24 protein-coding genes are annotated in these 19,984 nt (G+C 38.2%); 6 read left to right on the top strand and 18 right to left on the bottom strand.

Annotated elements, in window-relative coordinates; translation table 11 throughout:
- Positions 1-12 precede the first annotated feature (12 nt).
- Positions 13-1,320: a reductive dehalogenase gene (locus AAH944_RS02045; RefSeq protein ID WP_415536082.1), complete on the bottom strand. Its 1,308-nt coding sequence runs from the start codon at positions 1,318-1,320 to the stop codon at positions 13-15.
- A gap of 214 nt (positions 1,321-1,534) precedes the next feature.
- Positions 1,535-2,110: a TetR/AcrR family transcriptional regulator gene (locus AAH944_RS02040; RefSeq protein ID WP_415536080.1), complete on the bottom strand. Its 576-nt coding sequence runs from the start codon at positions 2,108-2,110 to the stop codon at positions 1,535-1,537.
- Between the two features lie 357 nt (positions 2,111-2,467).
- Here AAH944_RS02040 and AAH944_RS02035 point away from each other — a divergent pair, with 357 nt between their 5' ends.
- A complete protein-coding gene (locus AAH944_RS02035; protein ID WP_415536079.1) occupies positions 2,468-3,157 on the top strand; it encodes a Crp/Fnr family transcriptional regulator in 690 nt (229 codons plus the stop codon).
- Positions 3,158-3,487: 330 nt separating this feature from the next.
- On the opposite strand, the gene AAH944_RS02030 is transcribed toward AAH944_RS02035, so the two are convergent.
- Positions 3,488-4,366, bottom strand: coding sequence for a DUF3102 domain-containing protein (locus tag AAH944_RS02030; protein ID WP_415536077.1), 879 nt, complete (start codon positions 4,364-4,366; stop codon positions 3,488-3,490).
- A 395-nt stretch (positions 4,367-4,761) separates the two neighbouring features.
- On the opposite strand from AAH944_RS02030, the gene AAH944_RS02025 reads away from it, so the two are divergent.
- Both AAH944_RS02025 and AAH944_RS02020 read left to right on the top strand, forming a co-directional pair.
- A complete protein-coding gene (locus tag AAH944_RS02025) occupies positions 4,762-4,992 on the top strand; it encodes a DUF1659 domain-containing protein (protein ID WP_025204952.1) in 231 nt (76 codons plus the stop codon).
- 37 nt (positions 4,993-5,029) lie between these two features.
- A complete protein-coding gene (locus AAH944_RS02020; RefSeq protein ID WP_025204953.1) occupies positions 5,030-5,263 on the top strand; it encodes a DUF2922 domain-containing protein in 234 nt (77 codons plus the stop codon).
- 91 nt (positions 5,264-5,354) lie between these two features.
- Here the strand turns inward: AAH944_RS02020 and AAH944_RS02015 are convergent, their stop codons facing one another.
- Positions 5,355-6,248 carry a LysR family transcriptional regulator gene (locus AAH944_RS02015; protein WP_415536074.1) on the bottom strand — a complete coding sequence of 298 codons (894 nt, stop codon included), beginning with the start codon at positions 6,246-6,248 and terminating at the stop codon, positions 5,355-5,357.
- A gap of 183 nt (positions 6,249-6,431) precedes the next feature.
- Here AAH944_RS02015 and AAH944_RS02010 point away from each other — a divergent pair, with 183 nt between their 5' ends.
- Positions 6,432-7,442 (top strand): amidohydrolase family protein, encoded by a 1,011-nt coding sequence (locus AAH944_RS02010; RefSeq protein WP_415536072.1) that lies wholly within the window; start codon positions 6,432-6,434, stop codon positions 7,440-7,442.
- 89 nt (positions 7,443-7,531) lie between these two features.
- Here the strand turns inward: AAH944_RS02010 and AAH944_RS02005 are convergent, their stop codons facing one another.
- The gene (locus AAH944_RS02005) at positions 7,532-9,016 is read right to left on the bottom strand and encodes a methyl-accepting chemotaxis protein (protein WP_415537743.1); all 1,485 of its coding nucleotides are present in this window, start codon (positions 9,014-9,016) and stop codon (positions 7,532-7,534) included.
- Between the two features lie 243 nt (positions 9,017-9,259).
- Entirely contained in the window at positions 9,260-10,495 is a 1,236-nt protein-coding gene (locus AAH944_RS02000; RefSeq protein WP_415536070.1) for an MFS transporter, read from the bottom strand.
- A gap of 110 nt (positions 10,496-10,605) precedes the next feature.
- Between AAH944_RS02000 and AAH944_RS01995 the strand changes: the two genes are divergently transcribed.
- Positions 10,606-10,734, top strand: coding sequence for a hypothetical protein (locus AAH944_RS01995; protein ID WP_415536068.1), 129 nt, complete (start codon positions 10,606-10,608; stop codon positions 10,732-10,734).
- A gap of 11 nt (positions 10,735-10,745) precedes the next feature.
- Here AAH944_RS01995 and AAH944_RS01990 read toward each other — a convergent pair whose 3' ends face one another.
- Genes AAH944_RS01990 through AAH944_RS01980 form a run of 3 tightly spaced genes read right to left on the bottom strand, consistent with a single transcriptional unit; the run spans position 10,746 to position 12,712 of the window.
- Positions 10,746-10,874 (bottom strand): hypothetical protein, encoded by a 129-nt coding sequence (locus AAH944_RS01990; RefSeq protein ID WP_415536066.1) that lies wholly within the window; start codon positions 10,872-10,874, stop codon positions 10,746-10,748.
- Between the two features lie 13 nt (positions 10,875-10,887).
- Complete coding sequence (locus AAH944_RS01985; RefSeq protein WP_415536064.1) at positions 10,888-12,075, bottom strand: uroporphyrinogen decarboxylase family protein; 1,188 nt, start codon at positions 12,073-12,075, stop codon at positions 10,888-10,890.
- Position 12,076: 1 nt separating this feature from the next.
- Complete coding sequence (locus AAH944_RS01980; RefSeq protein WP_415536062.1) at positions 12,077-12,712, bottom strand: B12-binding domain-containing protein; 636 nt, start codon at positions 12,710-12,712, stop codon at positions 12,077-12,079.
- Between the two features lie 222 nt (positions 12,713-12,934).
- Here AAH944_RS01980 and AAH944_RS01975 point away from each other — a divergent pair, with 222 nt between their 5' ends.
- Positions 12,935-13,171, top strand: coding sequence for a response regulator (locus AAH944_RS01975; RefSeq protein WP_415536061.1), 237 nt, complete (start codon positions 12,935-12,937; stop codon positions 13,169-13,171).
- Between the two features lie 117 nt (positions 13,172-13,288).
- Here AAH944_RS01975 and AAH944_RS01970 read toward each other — a convergent pair whose 3' ends face one another.
- From AAH944_RS01970 to AAH944_RS01930, 9 genes are all read right to left on the bottom strand, one after another.
- Positions 13,289-13,513, bottom strand: coding sequence for a hypothetical protein (locus tag AAH944_RS01970; RefSeq protein ID WP_415536059.1), 225 nt, complete (start codon positions 13,511-13,513; stop codon positions 13,289-13,291).
- Between the two features lie 392 nt (positions 13,514-13,905).
- Entirely contained in the window at positions 13,906-14,241 is a 336-nt protein-coding gene (locus AAH944_RS01965; RefSeq protein ID WP_415536057.1) for a helix-turn-helix domain-containing protein, read from the bottom strand.
- Between the two features lie 22 nt (positions 14,242-14,263).
- Positions 14,264-14,608, bottom strand: coding sequence for a hypothetical protein (locus AAH944_RS01960; RefSeq protein WP_415536055.1), 345 nt, complete (start codon positions 14,606-14,608; stop codon positions 14,264-14,266).
- Positions 14,589-14,753: a hypothetical protein gene (locus tag AAH944_RS01955; protein WP_415536053.1), complete on the bottom strand. Its 165-nt coding sequence runs from the start codon at positions 14,751-14,753 to the stop codon at positions 14,589-14,591. Before AAH944_RS01955 ends, AAH944_RS01960 begins: the two co-directional genes overlap by 20 nt.
- 134 nt (positions 14,754-14,887) lie before the next feature.
- Positions 14,888-16,000 carry a hypothetical protein gene (locus tag AAH944_RS01950; protein WP_415536052.1) on the bottom strand — a complete coding sequence of 371 codons (1,113 nt, stop codon included), beginning with the start codon at positions 15,998-16,000 and terminating at the stop codon, positions 14,888-14,890.
- Positions 16,001-16,002: 2 nt separating this feature from the next.
- A complete protein-coding gene (locus AAH944_RS01945; protein WP_415536050.1) occupies positions 16,003-16,962 on the bottom strand; it encodes a hypothetical protein in 960 nt (319 codons plus the stop codon).
- A 15-nt stretch (positions 16,963-16,977) separates the two neighbouring features.
- The gene (locus tag AAH944_RS01940; protein ID WP_415536048.1) at positions 16,978-17,646 is read right to left on the bottom strand and encodes a hypothetical protein; all 669 of its coding nucleotides are present in this window, start codon (positions 17,644-17,646) and stop codon (positions 16,978-16,980) included.
- 262 nt (positions 17,647-17,908) lie between these two features.
- A complete protein-coding gene (locus tag AAH944_RS01935) occupies positions 17,909-19,630 on the bottom strand; it encodes a tape measure protein (protein WP_415536046.1) in 1,722 nt (573 codons plus the stop codon).
- Entirely contained in the window at positions 19,596-19,973 is a 378-nt protein-coding gene (locus tag AAH944_RS01930) for a hypothetical protein (RefSeq protein ID WP_415536044.1), read from the bottom strand. Before AAH944_RS01930 ends, AAH944_RS01935 begins: the two co-directional genes overlap by 35 nt.
- Between the last annotated feature and the right edge of the window lie 11 nt (positions 19,974-19,984).

Raw genomic sequence — 19,984 nt, 5'->3', positions numbered from 1 at the left:
CATTACAATATTTTATTTTTCCCAGAAATTCTTTACTGCATCGGCCACTGTTACTTTTCCATATCCAAACAAATCATCAAAGAATCTTAAAATTGGCCGGGCTGGTGTCCTTGTCCCTAGTTTCGCCAAGTCATGGTGCCATTCATCCAGTTTGTTGTACGGGCATACTTTGATACAGATTCCACAGTCAGTTCCGGCAGCTGCCCATCCTTGTAAGCATTTTTCAGCATTGCACGCCCATTTTTTCACACCGCCATTTGTGGACTTCGTTGCAGCTTGAAAACTTGGTTCTTTATCATGGGATATCGCTTGCGGGGGACAAGCGTCAGCGCATTTCATACAGGTCGTGCAAAATTCCTTGACCCCAAAGGAAATTGGTTTATCGATAGCTAAAGGCAAATCGGTAAATATTTTGCATAACCGCACTCTCGGTCCAAATTCCGGAGTGATAAGAATTCCTATTCGGCTGAGTTCTCCCAGTCCGGCATGAATCGCCAAAGGAACACTTATAGCGGTATCATTGCCGCAAGGTAAGGTTTTATAACCTAAGTTCCTCAGAAAATGAGAAAGTTTATTTACTGTTACACTCATATTGGAATAAATATTGGTAGTTGCGGCACCTTCAAGCGCAGTCGGAGCAGCTTCCATACCTTGATAATCCATTTCCAGAGCCATAACAATAACATTTGTGGGTTTAAACGGAAGTTCATTGGGAACGCTATCCATTTTTTGCATATCAAAAACACGTGAAAATACCCATCGTTCGTCATATGGGGCTATTCCGACCAGACTTGCGCCATAGAATTTTGCAGCTCTTTTTACTGCTTTACTTGCGGCTTCAGGGCTCTCAAATTTATAAACGTCAGGATTCACTTTTCCACCAATTTGGCTTTCTTTCCAATCGTATAATCCCTGACTGGCAAAACCCGGTGCATGATAACCATTGACTCCATCTTCAATGGCCTTGGCGCCATTAAACATGGCTACTTCGATTCTGCTATAGCCCTCCCCGGTGGGCATCGGTCCACCATGTGCCTTCGCAAATGACTCTGCGACGGCCGGATCTCCCATCATAGCGCGAAAAATCACTTGATCTTTTTGATCATACCTTTTGAAATCTGCGTTCATTTCAACTGGAAAAGTATCTTGTTGTACCGCCTCCGCAGCATTGGCTATGCTGCCGTCATAACCTATTAAAGCTGCACCTGCTGCCCCAACCCCCATTCCTAATGAGGTCTTCAAAAAACCGCGCCTGCTAAGTTCTTTGGAGAAGGCCTTCTTCTCTTGGTTTTTTTCCTTTTTGTCATCATCTGGAATCATACTTTAACCCTCCTTAAATATTTGATCTGAAATTATCATAGAAAAAAAATAATATAATAAGAAGATTCCTATGTAACTGATGTGAACTATGCAACATTAATATAAAAAAAATACAAGGGCGTATTACCCCTGTACTTCAATCAACTTCTTAACTCCCAATATATTCATTACTCTTTTTATATTTGTTCGTTTTCTAAAGGGCATTTACATAAACTTAAACTAAGATAATATCTAAAAATGAATTAATTAAACCAGTTGGATCATCAAATCCTTTCTCAGAATCTAAATGTCCTCCATAACTAAGTTCAATAAGACCAACAATAAATGCAGATACCATTGCTGTTAATTGTTTCCGTGACATACGAATCGTGCATTTTTGTTCTTGAGCTTTTCCCACACATTTTTCCATGATTCCATATACTTCAGCAGCTGAATTGCATAGGTTGGGATGTTGCTTCTTATTCCATGGTTTGTGGAACATCAATTGATAATGCTCTTGATTCCTTATGCCATAATCATAAAAATTATAAAAAATTGCAAAAACAAGTTTTCTAGGATCGCTTATTTCTCCAATTAATTCGTAGAAATTACTTTTTAACGTCTCAAAATTTTCAGTCACAATGGCTGCAAGTAAATCATCCTTATTTTTAAAATGTCTATAAACTGCACTTCTAGATAATTTCGTTTCTTTTCCAAGGTCACGCATACTAACTGAATCAATACCATTCGTATTAACCATATGTCTTGTGACATTAATCAGCTTTTGTTTTGTCTCATTACTGCTTCCCATAATATCCTCTTCTATATGTATTTCTTATGATTTTACAGTATTATGTTGACACCGTCAACATTAAGAATTATACTTACGTTGCAGGATTAAGTTAGCATATGCTAATACCCAAGACAGGAATAGCTGATTCCGTATATGAGAATGCTAGATTAGCAGCCTATTGCCAAGCACACAGTTTTCTAGCGATTTTCCTCCTTTAATAAAATTTGTTTCTGACCACAGGAAGGTGTTACGTTAAGCCCAAAATACTCCAGTCCATATAAGAAGAAAAGATATTGGTCTAGTTCAATGCTAGATGGTTTTTGCGAACTTATATTGACATAACAGAAAAATCCTTTTGATAGGAGTATGATTTTTATGAAAGAATTTAGAATAGAAAATGTAACACAAATTCTTAAATTTGAGAATGCTTCCGAAAAATTATTAAATTTAGGAGAAAATTTTTTCTTAACCAAAAACAGCATACTGGTTTCTCCCGGTTATGTCCCCAATGGGCTTTATTATGTAAAAGATGGCCGGGTCAAAGCTAGTACATACTCTCCAAATGGCAATGAAAATATACGGGGCCTTCAAGAAAAGGGAAGTATCTTTTTGGAACATAACATACTTTTCAATATTCCTACTGATTGCTACTTTATGACCATAGAGGATTCCAATATACTTTTTATTAAGAAAGAAGACCTTTTGAATTTGTTGAAAGCTGACTTTGATGTAATGCTATTTATAACACAATCGATTACCTGTAAATTTATGGTGACTAATCATCTTTTAAATGAACTGCTAGTTTATGACTCAGAATGGAGAATATGTCGCCTCTTATTAACATTTGCCGATAGTTTTGGAATGGAAATCGAAAATAAAATAAAGCTGAATCTGAAAATAAGTCAGCAGTTCATTAGTGACATGCTGGGCGTCAATAGAGCAACGACCATCAGGGCGATCAAAAAATTAAAAGAAATGAATTTAATCGAGCAAACAAACGGCTATTATTTTATTAAAGATTTGCAACAGCTAAAAAAATATCAGACCGAATTGCGAGTTAAATAGTCATTGATTGTTATAATTTTTTGCGTCAACCAAAAAGAGGTTGTGCTGAAACTTAAATAGTTTCACACAGCTTCTTTGCTATTTTGAAATAATATTGACCATTTATGCCGCATTGCATTAACAGCAAAGCAGAAGAATAAAAAAAGGGGCATATTATGTGCTATGCAATGTAATCCCCATTCCAGTTTGACCTGAGATGCACATCAGCTTGATGACTTTTTACGTCGCGTTTCAATCAGTACTAAAGCCACCAACAAAAGTAGTATTCAATTAGAGAAGAATCCCGCTGTTTGGTCGTGACAACGGGATTCTTCACAATAGGATTTTTGTTTACAGTTCCGGAATATCCTTTGCCCACATCTCATCCCGCGCCCGCTGAATCAGAAACTCATAGACTTTATCCTTATAGGCAACGAAGGTGTCCGGGTCGCTTTGTTTGATCTTATCGAGCTGGAACCACAATTCTTTGATCACCCGGTCCAGTTCCCCGTAGAGAAAGGCGATATTGTTGGCGCGTACCTTGGTCGACGCACTGCTTAAGTTCTTGCGCAGGGAGTTCAGGGATTTATAAGCGGTTGTTTTTTTGATGGAGGTTACCTCGTTCTGCAGGTTTTCGGCTTTTCGTTCTAGCCGGCTCTTGGCCGTAAACAATTCCTGGGCGTTTTTATCTAATACGGCGTTCGCTTGGGCCAGCCGGGCGGACTTTTCCTTTTCCTCCTCTAGGGCTTGCTGCAGGACCGCTTTTTCCTGTTCGGCCTGTTCCTTCTTCCGCCGGGCCTGATTCCAGTCGTCAATCGCCTTTTGCAGCTCGCGGGTAGACGTTCTCGCGACATCCGTGTCCGTGATGAAAGCGGCTCTTTCCTTTTCCGGTACGCCTAAGAGGATGTAGGCCTGTGAAAAGCTCAGTTCGGGTATTTCCTGGTCCGGTTCGCCGTCGGTGAAGATAGAAAGCTGTTTGACGCCGTACTCCTGGTAGAGGCGCATCATTTTTTCGGCCGTATCCTGGGAGTAGCTGACCTCCTCTTTCAGCCAACGGCCCCATTCCCCATACTTGACCTGTTTCTTGATCTCCGTCAGCCGCCGCCCGATATCGATGGCGCTGCTGAGCACGATCCGATGGGTCTGTCTTTTGATCAGGTTAATTTCCGACGCGATTAACTGCGGCGTCCGTACGGTCATCGTCTCGTTCATGTCAATCACTTCGTTCATAAGCTCTTCCCGTTCCTCGCTTCCCTGTGTGTTTTTTGGCCCAATAGGATGTCCCAGTTTCCGATACTGTCGCGGAATCTGGAACAAGCACCGGCCTAAATCATTGGGTATTATTACAATATATGCCGGAAGGACAGGACCTGCACATCGGATTGCAAAAGGACAGGATTGTAACGATTTATTCAGACAAGGCATAAGCTATTATTGCGGAGGATCGTAAAGATAAGCAGAAACCCGGCCGGTTCAGGATGGAATCGTGTGCTGGGCTTCTGCTTTTTGGGACTCCGGATATTTTTAGGGACAACCTGTAACCCCCGGGACAAAATATTCATAAAGTAGTTAATGAGGACAGGCGAGACAAGTCCGCCTGTCAAAGAGAAAGGAGGTGCACAGCCATGCCTGTCACCATGATCCCGTTAAGTTCGGTTCTGGCCGGACGCTATCAGATCGGTACGACGCCGGCCGGCGGTCCGATCCTCAGGAAAAAAGGACTGAATTATGTTAAGCCTGACGCCACGGAGCAAGCCCTTTATGATGTTATTTCAGCCTTATACAGTTTGAGCCAACATGAACTGCAGGATATCCTGTTGCAGAAGAATTACCGGCTTGAGTTCGAAGAGGGATAAGGTTTCTGCCGGTTTGGGCGGGAAAGGAGGTGATCATATGGCAAATACCAGATATGTTCGTCTGACGTTTGCCACCACAGGTGGCAAAACTTTCGGCATTAACGTGCCGGATCCGATCGAAGGCCTGACGAAGGCTCAGTGCGAAGCCGTCATGGATACGGTTATCGAGCGGAATATTTTCCTCACTTCCAGTGGGGAGTTACAATTAATGCGGGACGTTAAGGTCTACGACAACAACGTGGAGGATCTCTATGATCCTCCCGAAGGATAAGCGTGCCTAGCGCTCTGGAGAGGCTGTGCTGAAACTTAAATAGTTTTACACAGCTTCTTTTAGAGTGAAGTTTGCTTAAATGTGAAATTTATCACGAATAATTAAATATTTCATGAAATGTATTTTTGATATTTTCAACTAAAAGATTAATGCGGTTATCACCTTTTCTATAGCAGAGATATATGTCTTGAAAAGCGTTTTTTATTAAGATATGCTTGCGGATTTCTCTGTAATTTGTAAAGTACGCTATATTAATTGAATCACAAAAAACTAAATAGGGCGTGGAAAAAAATATTTTATCAAGCATCTCCATTTTATATTTGTGCACATAGTTAATATTTACTTTTTCGTTGTCGCATACATTTTCAATGAACTCACTTGTCCAGGTATTTTTTATTGCACCGATAAATTCATATTTTAGCAATTCATTCAAACTAATTTCATTTTCTTGAGCAATTACATTATTAGGCAGAACAGATACATATAAATAATTTCTGAAAAGATTGATAAAATCTATATTTTTTGTTTCCAAGTTAAACTTATTAAGAGAGAAATTATCGGTAAAAATCACGTCTGATTTTTTATTTAACAACAAATTAAGCGCTCCCATAGGTGTATTTGGATTTTTTTCTATTGATATATTTGGATATTGCCGACTGAAATTGACTATAAGCAAATCAAGTTCATTTTTATTAAACCCGGAGATCTTAATAGGTATATCAACATTTTTACTTATAAAAAAATGCTCGTTGATCTTTTGATATTCGTTTAAAATGATATCAATTGATTCTAGAAATATTCTTCCATTTAAATTTAATTCTATATTTCTTCCTTTTCTTGTAAATAATTCACAATTCAAATATTTTTCAAATTTCTTTAGTAATTTGCTCAATACAGGTTGTGAAATATAGAGTTCTTCTGCAGCTTCAGTCATATTCTGATGTTTTGCCAGTATACTAAATTGTTTCATTTGCAAAAAATTCATAAAGTGTGCCTCCATTCTAGGTTCTATGTCCAGCTATGCAATGTTAAAAATCTGTTCAACATTGACAGGTTTATAGCGTAATGGTTATAGATTATGGACTGAATAAATATTGGAAATACTACGTAGGATTCTCTATATTTATACTAAGTGACACATCATAATTATTTGAGGAGTGAGAAAATAATGAAAGGCTTTACCGGGGATGAACAAGTCAAGGCTTTGCGAACTATTGCTCTCGAAGAACACTATATTACACCCGCAATCATGAAGGCTACCGGAAGTACAGACCCGCTCTTAAAAATTATTGCAGCTACAAACAGCAAACTAATCGAGCAATTACTGGATCTGGGTGAAGGAAGAATCGCAGATATGGATGCTTCAGGCACTGACGTGCAGGTGCTTTCAGTCACTAGTCCAGGCGTGGAGCAACTCGACGCGTCTGAGGCGGTGGAGCTTGCCCGCGACTCTAACGATTATCTTGCAAATGCCGTACGTCGCTACCCAGACCGTTTTATAGGATTAGCTACTTTACCTACAATAGTTCCAGACACGGCTGCCGATGAATTAGAGCGTATGGTAAGTGAACATGGCTTCAAGGGAGCGATAATCAACGGACATACTCGAGGGCGCTATTTGGATGACGAGTATTTCTGGCCAATTCTGGAACGAGCCGCCAAACTCCAGATTCCTATCTACATCCATCCGGCCGAGCCACCGAAACCGGTGATCGAGGCATCCTATTTAGGCAACTATCCGCCAGCGACTGCAGCCATTCTGGCAAGAGGAGGTTGGGGATGGCATATTGAGACCGGCCTCCATGTTCTGCGCGTCATTTTAAGCGGAGCATTCGACCGGTTCCCCGAATTGCAGATTATCATCGGCCACTTAGGTGAAGGCCTTCCATTTATGAAGGGCAGATTAGATTTCACTTTGCCGCCAAAAATTACAAAATTAGATCGCACAGTCGGTTCCTACCTCTGTGAGAATGTCTATTACAACTTCGCTAACTTCCTCTTTATACCAACATTTTTGGACTTGTTCTTACAAGTTGGTGCTGAGCGAATCATGTATTCAGTAGACTATCCCTATAGTTCGGGGATGGAAGCGCGTTCATTCCTTGAGCAACTCCCGGTGAGCCCCGACGACAAAAAGCGGATTGCACATGGTAACGCAGAACGCCTATTTCGTCTCTAAGTAGCCTTGTGTTTATGTACCCGTGGACGAGAGTTCCACGGGTTTTTTAGTTGATTCAGGCGATACTCTTTTGCAAAATGCCTTGTAAACTATCTGACGACTCTCTTTTGCAGAATGCTTTGCAGACTATCCGACGATTGCTGAATTTCTTTCATTGATTTAAAGATTGTATCGACCGTCCGGGTTTGCTCTTCGATCGAACCCAGGATTTCCTCGGTAGAAGCCGCATGTTCTTCGGAGACGCAGGCGATGTTTTCCGTTTCCTTTTTAATTAGATCAAATACGTTTTTAAAATTACCCGTCATCGAATACATATTATCTATATTCTCTTTGGTCTGATCGTAAGAATCTTCTATTTTCCTGAAGCTTCCCCCAACTTGTTCTACTATGGCTTCGCCGCTTTTTATGGCATTATGGCCGTCCTGGGCTTTAACAATAGCTGTTTTAGTTTTGTCTTGTATTTTGGCTATTACTTTGTTAATCATATCCACAGCACCGGCGCTTTGTTCCGCTAGTTTTCTGACCTCATCGGCTACAACGGCAAATCCCCTTCCGGATTCCCCCGCCCTTGCCGCTTCAATTGCAGCGTTTAATGATAATAGATTGGTTTGTTCGGCAATTCCTGTTATAGAAGATAAGGATTTATTCACTTCGCCCATACTGATCTCCAGATCGGACACCGTATTGCTAAATTCATCAATGGCTGAACGGATGATAATAATCTGCCCATCTAACTGTTTGATGTCGCTGCCGCATTCTGCCACAATCCGGAGAGAGTGTTGCGAGGAATCCGCCATATCACGGGACACATCGTAAGCTTCGTTTAATGTTTTATCAGCGTCAACGATCATCTTATTAATGTAGTTTATGCTTTCCGTCTGGACTCCGACTCCTTTAACGATCTCTTCCACGGCCTTAGTAAGCGCAAAATTAGTCTCATTAGCTGCCTCCAGATGCGAATTGCTGGTAACTATATCATTATTTAGGACAGCCGTATTCCCTTCTATCGTAACGAAGGATTTGTCAAGTTCATTATATAAACTGGTAATCGACTTTTCTTTGGCAGTAACCGATTCAAGCAGTTCCTGCCCCCATTTGGCTAGGAAAAAAAGAACTGCAATAACAATTTCAATCGGAAAAATTATATTAACAAAATCAATTAAAGGTAATAAAGGTTTAACAGCATATACTCCGAATATCAAGAGATTAACACCAATACCATACACGGCAATTGCTTCTTTTTTCATATATAATGCAAGCACGCAGGGAAAAATAACAAGATTAATTATTTCTCTAAGTTTTTCCGCATCGACAGTACATAAACCTATTAGCAATGCTGAAACTATCCCGACTGTTATATAACCAACCAGACGACTCGCTTTATTCCTGACAAATAAATATGTCACCACTAGATTTACTACAGAAAATACCGAACATCCGATTACTGTAACTTTGAGTTCCGCCCCAGATGCATATCCTTTAGCAAGTATCAGCACTACTAAAACCCATACTCCAATGACAACTATTTTATTTACTTTAGCAAGATAGGCCTTTAAAAACGTAGTTTCTTCCATAACCAATACTCCTCCTTTTAAGTTAACATTGATTATTAACCCATGCACATTCTGGTCGTTCCTTGCCGCAGTCCTGAATCATCCCATTTCATCAGTTAACTTTAAAGGAGCATATTCGATTAAAATGGTACAGGTAATCATATCAGATAAAGATTTGAGGTAGTATAGAATGAAACGGTTTATTGTTCATCCGATACTACCTGCACGTTATGTTATTTATTTGTTATCACAGTATATTTGTTTTTAAAGATGCATTGACTTTCTTGAAGCAGCGAGTTTTCCCTTTGTTCCCAACTCGGGTAAAAACATTGTTACAAGGCCAAAAATCACATAAATGATAGCAACAATCAGGATAAATTTAGTTCCATCTGTTCCTGCCAGCGGCGCAATCACGAACGCGGGTATGATAAAGCCGCCTATCATTTGGACGGTACTCATAATGCCGCCTGCACTCCCTGCATACGTAGGCCCGACTTCAGGAAGCATTATTGGCAGAGTCATAATCAGCGGAATAGTCGAACCTAGCAGAAGACCGGTTATTATGAGCATTACCGCAGTAATCGATCCAAACGGAACTACCCAACTAAGGTAAGCACATACTCCGGCCAGAATGGGACCTAAAACTATGAAAGGTTTGGTTAATCCAACTCTGGAAGAAATCGTCGGCCCAAGTATTCCTCCAATAATAGAAGCGAATGTCAAAGTAGAGGCAATCAAACCGGCTTGAGCCGGTACGGCATGTTTCATCTGGATAAATGCATTCGTTAAGAATCCGTTTTGAGCAGTAAACGTTCCCATGCCAACAGCCATCGCTATTGCACCAATCCAAATAAATTTGCTTTTAGCTGCCACACCCAAATATTTTATGACCGGTTGTGAAGGGTAATCAGGTGCCCCTGCGGGCTTGTCTTTGATCAACAGTATCCATAATACTGCGCAAACTGTGACGGCAATTGCTGAAAAGAGAAACGCACTTTGGACGGAGGGGAAAAGCGGTGAAGTCGCTATAGCGATAGTCATGCCCAAGGACATGGACGCGACACTTAATCCCATGGCCATACCTATTTCCTTTGCAGGAAACCAAGCACCATACAATTTAGAAAGATTTGATTTTACAAAGGCAACAGGAAAGCCCATTAAAAACATCCAAATAAAGGCAATAGCGAAACTATTGGCGCTCATACGCCCATAGGTGCCCAGTAGGCTGAATATCAACGAAGCGATTACCACATTTTTTACTCCAAACCGGTCTGCTAAAGCACCGGAAGGAATACTCACGATAGCACTGCATAACATGAATGCTGTTAATAACATAGCAAGTTGACTAGTCGTAATGTGTAATGCAGGTATCAGCCGATTGGCCAATCCGGCTATTTGGAAAATTCCTAATTCTAGAACCATCAGATTTAAAACAGTTACAGTAAGTATGATCCAACGGTATGAGCTGGGTTTTAGATTAGCAGTTTCATTCATATCCATATGTTCCTCTTTGTTAAATTAGGTATTTACAAATGATTGATAAATTGCTCTGTTGTTCCAATATGCAATAGCGCGGGGATAGACTCTTGGGGATCCTTAATCACAAAAAATTGGAAACCCCCAAAAATGGTATTCAAAAAATTGGGACAATTCAAATGATGCCAGTTTTTTGGGGGTTTTCTATGACCAGTATTTTGTCTATTACACAACAATTATCACTTGCAGCAGCTATTCTTTGATGAAATGCGGCTTAAATGAAAGAACACGTAAAAGTAAGATATTGCATCAGAAAACCTTTTCTGACTTCATAATTATCCGGCAAAAAATTGAGCTGACTCAGCATTTTCTCGAATCCTTCCGGGTAAGAGAAATCGACCATCCTTTACACCTCCTTATTTATATTCTTGGACAAACTTAATAACAGCTTCTAAATTCTCCCGTTTAGCGTCTTTTCTAAACTGACCCTGTTTGTTGGTCCCAAAGATATACCCGCCGTCATAGCCTAATTCATCGACCAATTTCTTGGCATAATCGACACATTGTTCGGGGGTACCATTTCCCAGTAACTCCAAAGGCATGCCTCCCATGAGGGTTACGTTCGGAAGCGCTTTTTTCATTTCAAAAATATCATCCATTTCACAATAAAGCGCAATTCTTCCTTTAGGTATCTCGCGGAAGAAATCCCACAATCTCTTCGTGCCGGCTTCGGAAAAGATATAAACGAGTTTGTCCATTTCCACCGCAACATCAATGAGCCTCTTAAAGCTAGGCCAGTACACCATTTCAAACTGTTTCGGGTTCAGAACGCTATAGGATAACATACCCGTTTTGATATCAAAGTAACAATTTTCGTCAGTTCCTTTACTGGCAGTTGCTTTATACTGTTGAAGCATCGGTTCAAGAATGACTTCCTGATATCTGTCGCAAGCCGCTTTTACCTTGACCGGATCCTTTCTCATGTCGGTGGAAACACCCTTGATGCCGCGCAATCCGTGCATCAATACTTCATGTAATGGCCAATAGCCCCCTAATCCCATCGCAGCAGGAGAAGAATTCATCGGTACGCCGTGCTTCTCGATCAAGTTTCTCTCAACGTTTTGGTTATATTGAAAGAAGTTTTGAAAATCGTGAAGGGATTTCATAAAGATTTGTTGTCCGTCTTGGCTTTCAAGGATTGGAAATTTTCTCTTAGCATATTTACTCCAAAAAAACTTAGCCGGATCTTCTATGAGGACATCGTAGTCTTCAAAGTCCATATAATCGACATCAATCCTGTTATAGCTTTCACTTTTGTCGTTAATAATGTAGTTGTTAACACCCAGGGTTTTTTGTAAAGGCTGTGAGTTGGGGATTACCGGAAAAGTATAACCATCGAAATTATATCTCGCCTGAGCTTGATCTGAAATTTTTTCCAGAACGGAAAAATCATCCGAATATGCTTCACTGAGTTTATAGCCCTGATCAAAAATAAACCAGCTTACCATGGTACCAAATACTAATACTCTGGAAGGCCTTTTCTCTTTTCGAATAGTTTCCTTACCAATTTTGACTCTTTCTCTAAACAGTTCAGCACTATTCATTTTATTTTACCCACCCTTTACAAATATTTACCCCTACAGCAGCATTATCGGTAAAGGCGTCTGCTCCAATCATTTTGCAGGAAGATTCTGATACCGGATTTCCTCCGATGATTATTTTTACTTGGTCCCTTAACCCTGCCGCTTTTAATCCATCCACAGTATCTTTCATGGAAGTCAAGGCTGGCGTCAGTACTCCGCTCATACCCACAATATCTGGTTTTACTTCTCTTACCTTTTCAACAAAGGCGCTTACGGGCTGATCAATGCCAAGATCATACACTTCGAAACCGGCGGCTTCAGCCATACTCCTAAAAATATTTTTGCCTATATCGTGCAAATCTCCAAATACTGTTCCAAGTACAATTTTACCCGTCTTCTCCGAAGAACCTGAATCAAGTACAGTCTTCAAACGATCCATGGTTGCCGTCAATAATTCACCTGCAAATATTAGATCGCCTACAAAATACTCTCCCTTTTCAAATAAATCTCCAACGGTACCCATTCCCGCCTGGCAAGCGGCCACAGCAATCTTGGCTTCCTCCTCTGTAGGATTCGCTGCGAGAAACTCATTTAAGAGGTCATCCACCTTTTGTTCATCTAATTCACCTAGTGCTTTTGTGAGGTTACTCCACTCCAAACGAAACAACTCCTTTCACTTATTCGTATATTGTTTGCATGCAGTTATATACTAGCAAAAGAAAAAAGGCTAAAGAAGCCGCATGTGCAACAGCACTCTGTCTTAAAATTGTTATTAATAAACCCATTTGTGATAGCAATCCCAAAAATTACTTGCTATAATTTAGAGTGCATACTGACTAGTACCTTGGTACTGGCATTGAATGGGGGTAAGTCCGAAAAAGTGGGTGCAATAAAAGTAATGGTCGTTGACGACTCTCTTTTTTCAAGAACATTCATTGTGGAAATACTTCGCGACAGCGGCTTGGAAGTCGTCGGTGAAGCCGATTCCTACGACAGCTTAATCGAAATATATGACCGGTGCAAACCCGATATCGTAACTATGGATATTGTTATGCCGGATATGGACGGATTTGAGTGCAGCCGTGCCCTTTTTGTAAAAGACCCCAATCCCGCTTGATTCTCTCCTGGCATAACAAATACCGGGGGATTAATTGATAAATCCTGAATAAAATCCTTGCACTTTCCAACTTGTCTTATAAATTTTATCTACTGGAATTTCGGAAAGAAAAAAGGCTTATAAAGCCTTTACCTTATTGTCTATGATTTTAATTTTTAAGCTGTTGTTGGTTAGTTCTTCCCTCAGTTCCTGGACGGCCTGCCAGGTCATGTCTTGCTTTTCCGCAATCTTTTCAACTTTGTCACTTAAGGTGCCGACCTGGTCACTTAGTGTCTTGTTTTCGGCACGTAAGGCTTTTTCCATCAAATTGAGCTTGTCTAATATCTGATCGAGTTTGTCCATTTTTACCAGCTCCCTGTTTTATATACTAGCATACCAATAGATAGAATGAAAGACCGGCTTTTTATAATTTGTGACACGATATTCAAGTTCTCCTATCAAATTGACTGTGCAGAGAAAATGAGAGAGACGATTTCGCCTTCCGGCTGGCGCCAGCTGCGCTTGGCGCGCCAGCCGGACGCAGTTAGACCGAGCCTTCCTTCATATTTCAAGAACGTTGTACTAGTTATCGATATGTGTGTCAACGCCGAAAATCATGTGTGTCAGACAAATAAAAAAACTTTAAGCTTTTGGCTTAAAGTCTCATATTCTTTGGTTGCGGGGGTACGCAATATGTCTTGTTTACGATACCATTCTATTATGTCAAAGGTGTTCGTAAATTACTTGTTGCTTAATCAATCTTTATACTGTTCAATAGATTTTATTTCAAATGGGTTAGTTAAGTCATATCCATCATGTTTCTTAAGAAATTCAAGTAAAGCAAAATGTGTCACTTTTAATGAACCAAGCTTTAAAGCTGGCAATAGTCCTGCTTTAATGAGTTCATAAACATAAGAAGTATTACATTTTATCAATTTAGCGACCTCTGAAACTGTATAAAGGATATTAGTTGATTCAGCATTATAAATTATGGTGACATCTTGATTTTTTCCAAAAATATCATGCCTTTTTAAATCAGCGATAATTTCTTCCGCAATTTTTTTTTCGTCCAGTTTGATTTCAATATTCATGTGTGACCTTTCCTTATTTTTATCATATATCCAATCCGAAACCGCCTTCATATTTGCCCTGTAAGGCTTCAAAATTAGGGTTTAGGGAATTTGTACCACTATATATTTCTAAAGCACCTGCGTTCTCCGCAAGTGCTTTTATCATATTGAAAGTAAATACAGGTAATTCAATTAAATCACTTTCCCATGGAATATTTATCCCATCTTTTTCAGCTTCATCATGGATTTTAACAACTTCAGAAATGGTTTCATCTGAATAACCAAGTTCTTTTGCCTTATTTATGAATTCATCTTTGGTCATTACATTTTCTCCTATGACTACTAATAATCTCATAATATTTTGAAAATTATTTTTCAAGTTCTTCATATTCACATTTTTTCTGATTATCAACAATTTCTTCAGGAATTCCTTCAGGATATTGGTCACAAGAAAATTGTTCATAATCATTGGAATGATACTTTATACACTTTAAACAATTTGGTGCTGTACCAATCATATTATTCACCTTCAAAATTTTTAAAAATTAACTTCCAAAAAGCATAATATGTCTTATAATCACCTTACTTATTATACCTCATATCTATCCTTATCAGATAATTTTTGCATACAATACTGAGCGGATAACAGAAGTAAAGTCTAAATAATTTACCCTGCTTCCACTGTACGTTCTACTCGAATTTGATTATATATTTCTTGAATAATATCTTGAAACTCTTCTAATATTATTTTTTGCCCATCAACAAACATTGGATGCTTATATGGACGACCATCCTCTATTTCATATGTTGCAACCATAACGATTTCAAGCAACAAGTCATCTGAATTAAATGTAATATCAACTAAAATTTTTTGAGCTTCCCTTCTATGTTCAAACATTATAGTGGCTTTTGGAAAAAAATATCCTCTATCAACTGCTTGTATAACAATCGGATTGCTACGAAGCCCTGTTCCAGAAAGCAATGCTGATTTTATTCCATTTAGAATACTTCCTTCTAATTCCTCATCTTCTCCTTCATCTAGGATTTCCTCAGTATCACTTATCTTTATATTTTGAATTGAATCAATTCTCCAATCTTGAAAAGTGTACGTGAAAAATCTATCAAACAATTCAACTCGTTCAGGTACAGCTAGTCCTTTTAAGGATATTTGGGTAGGTGTTCCAAAATTATCGGATGTAGCTATTGCAGTGTTTATGATTTTCTTTGCAATAGCTATATCCCCTCGGTCATTAAAAATAAAATCAATATCAATTTCTGTATCTAAAGCCTTTTTTGCCTGAAAGCTAAACTTTTGCGTTGTTTCTGATAGTAACTCAACTTTACCGGGCTTCCTTTTTTTATATGATATCTCACCAATTAATGTTTTTTCATCTCCATTTAAAACTATATTAAAGCTCTCAAATCTGATATTTTCAAGGGAAGCCATTGTATTTCTATAAGTTGACAACTTAGAATAGAACTCATCAAAAGCATCTATTTCTGTATTTTCTTCGGTATCCGCTTCTATATTGGAAGAATCAAATAATAACTTTAAGCGAAAAGATTTTTTATAATTTTTTTCATCTTCCATATAATTTGAAATACAATTTATATCATTAAATCCCCAATAAAACAAGTGAGCATCACGTATAACAATATCTTTATCAGATGATAAAATAAATACTCCATTATTCTTGCATATTGTTTTTAATGCGGTTATTGATAGGCTAGATGAAAGAACTTCTTTAAGTGATGCTTTCTCTGGATAATTGGTTATCATTGTCATACCTCCCCAAAATGAATAATTCCATCTGGAACATTATTTAATCCATCAAACATGTCCAAATATTTAACTTCAATTGTAGAAGGATTTTTTATATCACCTTTAATTTGTGTATTTATTCGTGTCTTAAAATCAGCTACTATTTGCCGTATACTGGTTTCTTTTTCGTTTAAATATATTTCATATACTGGATAAGATTGGAAATTTAATCTTCTGATTAAGTCATATAGAAAATCTAACGATAAGCTTGATACCGGTTCATAACAAAATACCACAAGTTTATCAATCACATCGTTACCACCATGATAGTTTCCTACTTCTTGCTTAACTTCCGCAAAAATATATTTTGAATATAAATGTGTTAACGTTAGATGTTCTGCTTTAATTAGGCTTGTCCCTAAAGTAGGAACATTAGGGTATATAAAATTAAAAGCTTTGGCATCCCTTTTTATGCTGTTAACTGAGTTGATTAAAGAACACCATCTTAATATCTCGTAATTTGATGCAACAAATATATTACATGGATATTTCTTGCTTCCTATTCCTACTTTGTTTAAACGCTCTATAAATGTGCTATGGGCATACTCATCATTCGCCCAGCACATCAAAACTGCATTTTGTATCGGTGCTTGTGATAAATCTTGAATAGTTGGAGAAACTTGCATACATTCCATGCAATCAGTAATTTGTTGAATCCATTTTTTTATGTTTGCTGTCGTAATACTATTAAATTGCCAATTCTTTGATTCAACAAGAACCCCTTGTTCTGTTTGATAGTAAGGGTCATAATATTGAAAAAAAGAATCTACACCATGTTTATGCCCTTTACGTTCTTTCACATGATGAGTACATTCAACATCAAAATTGGTGGAACCTTTTTGTGTCCAACCTAATTGTTTCAGAATAGAAACGCTTTCCTTAGTCCAATGCTCACCATTTGCATTTTGATCTTCTGGCATTATTTTCCCCTCTTTCTATATTCCTTGCTTTATCAAACGCAAAAAATCGATATCAATACTTTCAATATCTTTGTATATAGAAATAGAACCGCTTTTATAGAAAGTTACAAAATAACTCTCATCTGTTGTAATGCTGATGGAAACATTAACAATTTGTTTTTCAAATTTCTTTAATACATCTAATGTTTTTGGATAATCAGAAAGATTTAGCACACAGTCACCAATAATATTATCGAAGAAAGTGTAATCTGCAATTTTAACCTTTGACACAACGAAAACAATGTTATTGGTTCTACAACATTCTACCAACTTCAAAAGATTAATCTGTGTATCGGAAATTGCTATCTTGTATTTTGTTACCTTCCCTAAAAATTCAATTACCTTTGTCGCTTTTTGCTTATTTCCAATAATGTCTAATGTGTCGTGCTCAAGATCAATGAAAAAAGGAACAAGCTCAATCCTCTTATATTCTATTTTTTCAAATCCATCAATTTCAAAATTGTATGTATCTTGGCTATATATTTTTTCTATTAGATAATGACAATTTATGTATTCAGTATTTTGAGAGACAACACGAATACCCTCACCAGTCTCTGGAGAAAATTCAAAATTTCCAATTTGGCTAGATAAAAGGTCTTTGGTTTCGCTTGAGAAATGAAGTTTTTTTACAATAATACTTTGCATAAAAATTCTTCCTCCTTTTCTTATTTACTTTATAATTATTGCATACTCCGGTATTACACCATTTTACTTTCTATTTCTTTGGAAAAAATGCCCTGAATACAAGTATAAGCCTAAAAACTTTAAAAAATCAACATTATTTTCCATTGATTAAAACGTTAATAAGAAGTCCACTGAGTATTCACGCAAGTGTAAAACTCAGTGGACTTCTTATTAGAACTTATTGGAATTAGATTCCTTAACCTACTTTAAATGATATACGGCATTACTCATGCACCCCTTCCGCTGCCACTTGCATTGTTTCATAAAGCCTATCTTCGATATAAGTCACAACACCATCCAAATCCATTTCCGAACTGACGTTGTTTACAACCCCACCAAGATTCACACTGATTTCAGCAGTTGTGAAGCGGTTTACCACTTCTTGTTCTGCCAGGTCACGAAGATATTTTAGTTCTTCTTCACTGAATTCCATAGAATCAGCCATTTTTGCTGTATTTCCAGCAGTATTTGCAACATTGCCTAATAAACTATCAAAATCAAATAAACCATTATCCGCTTTACTAGCTGCTGCCTGTACTTTTACTGCATTTATTTCAGCTTGTCTTGCTGTTTTGGCTGCTTGGTTTTCAATCTGTGCATTTGTTCCAAAGGTAACAGTTTGAATTGTACTAATGTGTACCCCTGGTATCTTATTTAATAGATTGATGAATTCATTGATGTTGCCTATGGCAGTATTTATCATGCTTTGAAGTAAGTTCAAAACACCAACTTTCAAATCACCCACAATGTTCAAAATTGTGTTTTTGGCAATCACCCAAGCATTTGAAATTCCACCAACTGCTTGAACCCATTTATAAATTGCCCCAATCACAACCCCAATCAATAAAGCAATCCACAAGAAAGGATTAGCAAGCATTTCTGCAATCAATGTCCTGTTGGCAGCAACAGCAAGCCAGGTTGCAGCCGTTTGAACCCCTGTCATGGCAGCATAAGCACCAACCGCAGCAGCTAACCCCCAAAAGATTGGTTCAAGGGTTGACCAATTATCATATATCCACTGTGCCCCTTGACCGATGCCTTGAATAACTGGTTCAAAAGTTTGAAGCAAGGTGTTTCCAATGACTGTTCCAACCTGGGCAAAGGTCATTGGTATTTTAGCAAACTTGGCATTGGTTTCATCCGCTGCTGAAAACATTGCATTCTTAATTATGTTAGCAGTAATTTCACCATCCGCAGACATTTGTCGCAAATCACCCATTGATTTACCTGTGTATTTTGCAATTGCCTGTGCCAATAATGGGGCATTTTCCATGATGCTTCTGAATTCATCCCCCTGTAATTTACCAGCAGCCATTGCCTGTGTAAGCTGATACATTGCAGAAGTTTGTTCCTGGATGCTTGAACCGCCAATCACGAAGTTCTTATTCATCAGTTCAGTAAAAGCAATCATTTCATCATTGCTAGAAAAGGCATCTTTGGCAAGAATTCCAAGTTTTGAAACAGCAGCAGCCGTATCCATATACACTGACCTTGACCGTTGCGCTGCTTTAAATATTTCATCTTGAAGTTCTGCTGTGGTCTGAAGTCCATCATTCATCAAATTAAGTCTTGCTGTTGTGGAAGTCATTGAATCTGATAGGTCAATAATTTTATTCAGTCCAAATGCAAGCCCAACTGTTGCTGCTAGACCTTTTAATTTACTTAATAACCCACCTGATGCACCTTGACCACTCCGCATATCATTATTAAACTGCTGCTGTGCCTGGTCAGCTTGCCTTATTTCCTGTTCCATTTGGTTCAAGGATATTTCTGCCCTGTTCAATTCTGCCCTGGCAGCTTGAATGCTGTTGGTATCAATTGCATTATGTGAAGCACTCTGAATTGCTTCAAAGCTTGATATTGTGGTATTCATTACTCTGGTTATGCTTCTTAAAACTGGTGACATGCCATCACATAATTGAAGTGTAGTTCTTATTGTAGCCACAAAGTTTCACCTTCCTTTCTTTTTCCCTCCGTTCAGCTTCAACTTGAATCATGCCATGATATAAATTATCCCAATGTGTTTTGTTTTTGATATGTTTCGCATTGGTTAATTCCTTTTTAAGTTGTTTATCCTTTTTTATCATTATTCGAGGAAAATAATCTTTTAAAATTTCAAACCCTGGACAATCTTTATTCAAAAGCAGTATTCCATCATTGACTATATGTGCAGGTTCTTCATAGACCATCTTTGAATCAGGTTTATAATCAATTTCAGATATGAACTGAAGGAAACTGAACTTTACAGCCCATAAGCGGTTGTTGATTACTTCAATGTTTTTATTCACGTTGTTCACCT

Source organism: Dehalobacter sp. CP, from assembly GCF_047652685.1.
Taxonomy (GTDB): Bacteria; Bacillota; Desulfitobacteriia; order Desulfitobacteriales; family Syntrophobotulaceae; genus Dehalobacter.
Note: the sequence above shows the minus strand (reverse complement) of the source record. Positions and strands in the feature narration are given on the sequence as shown.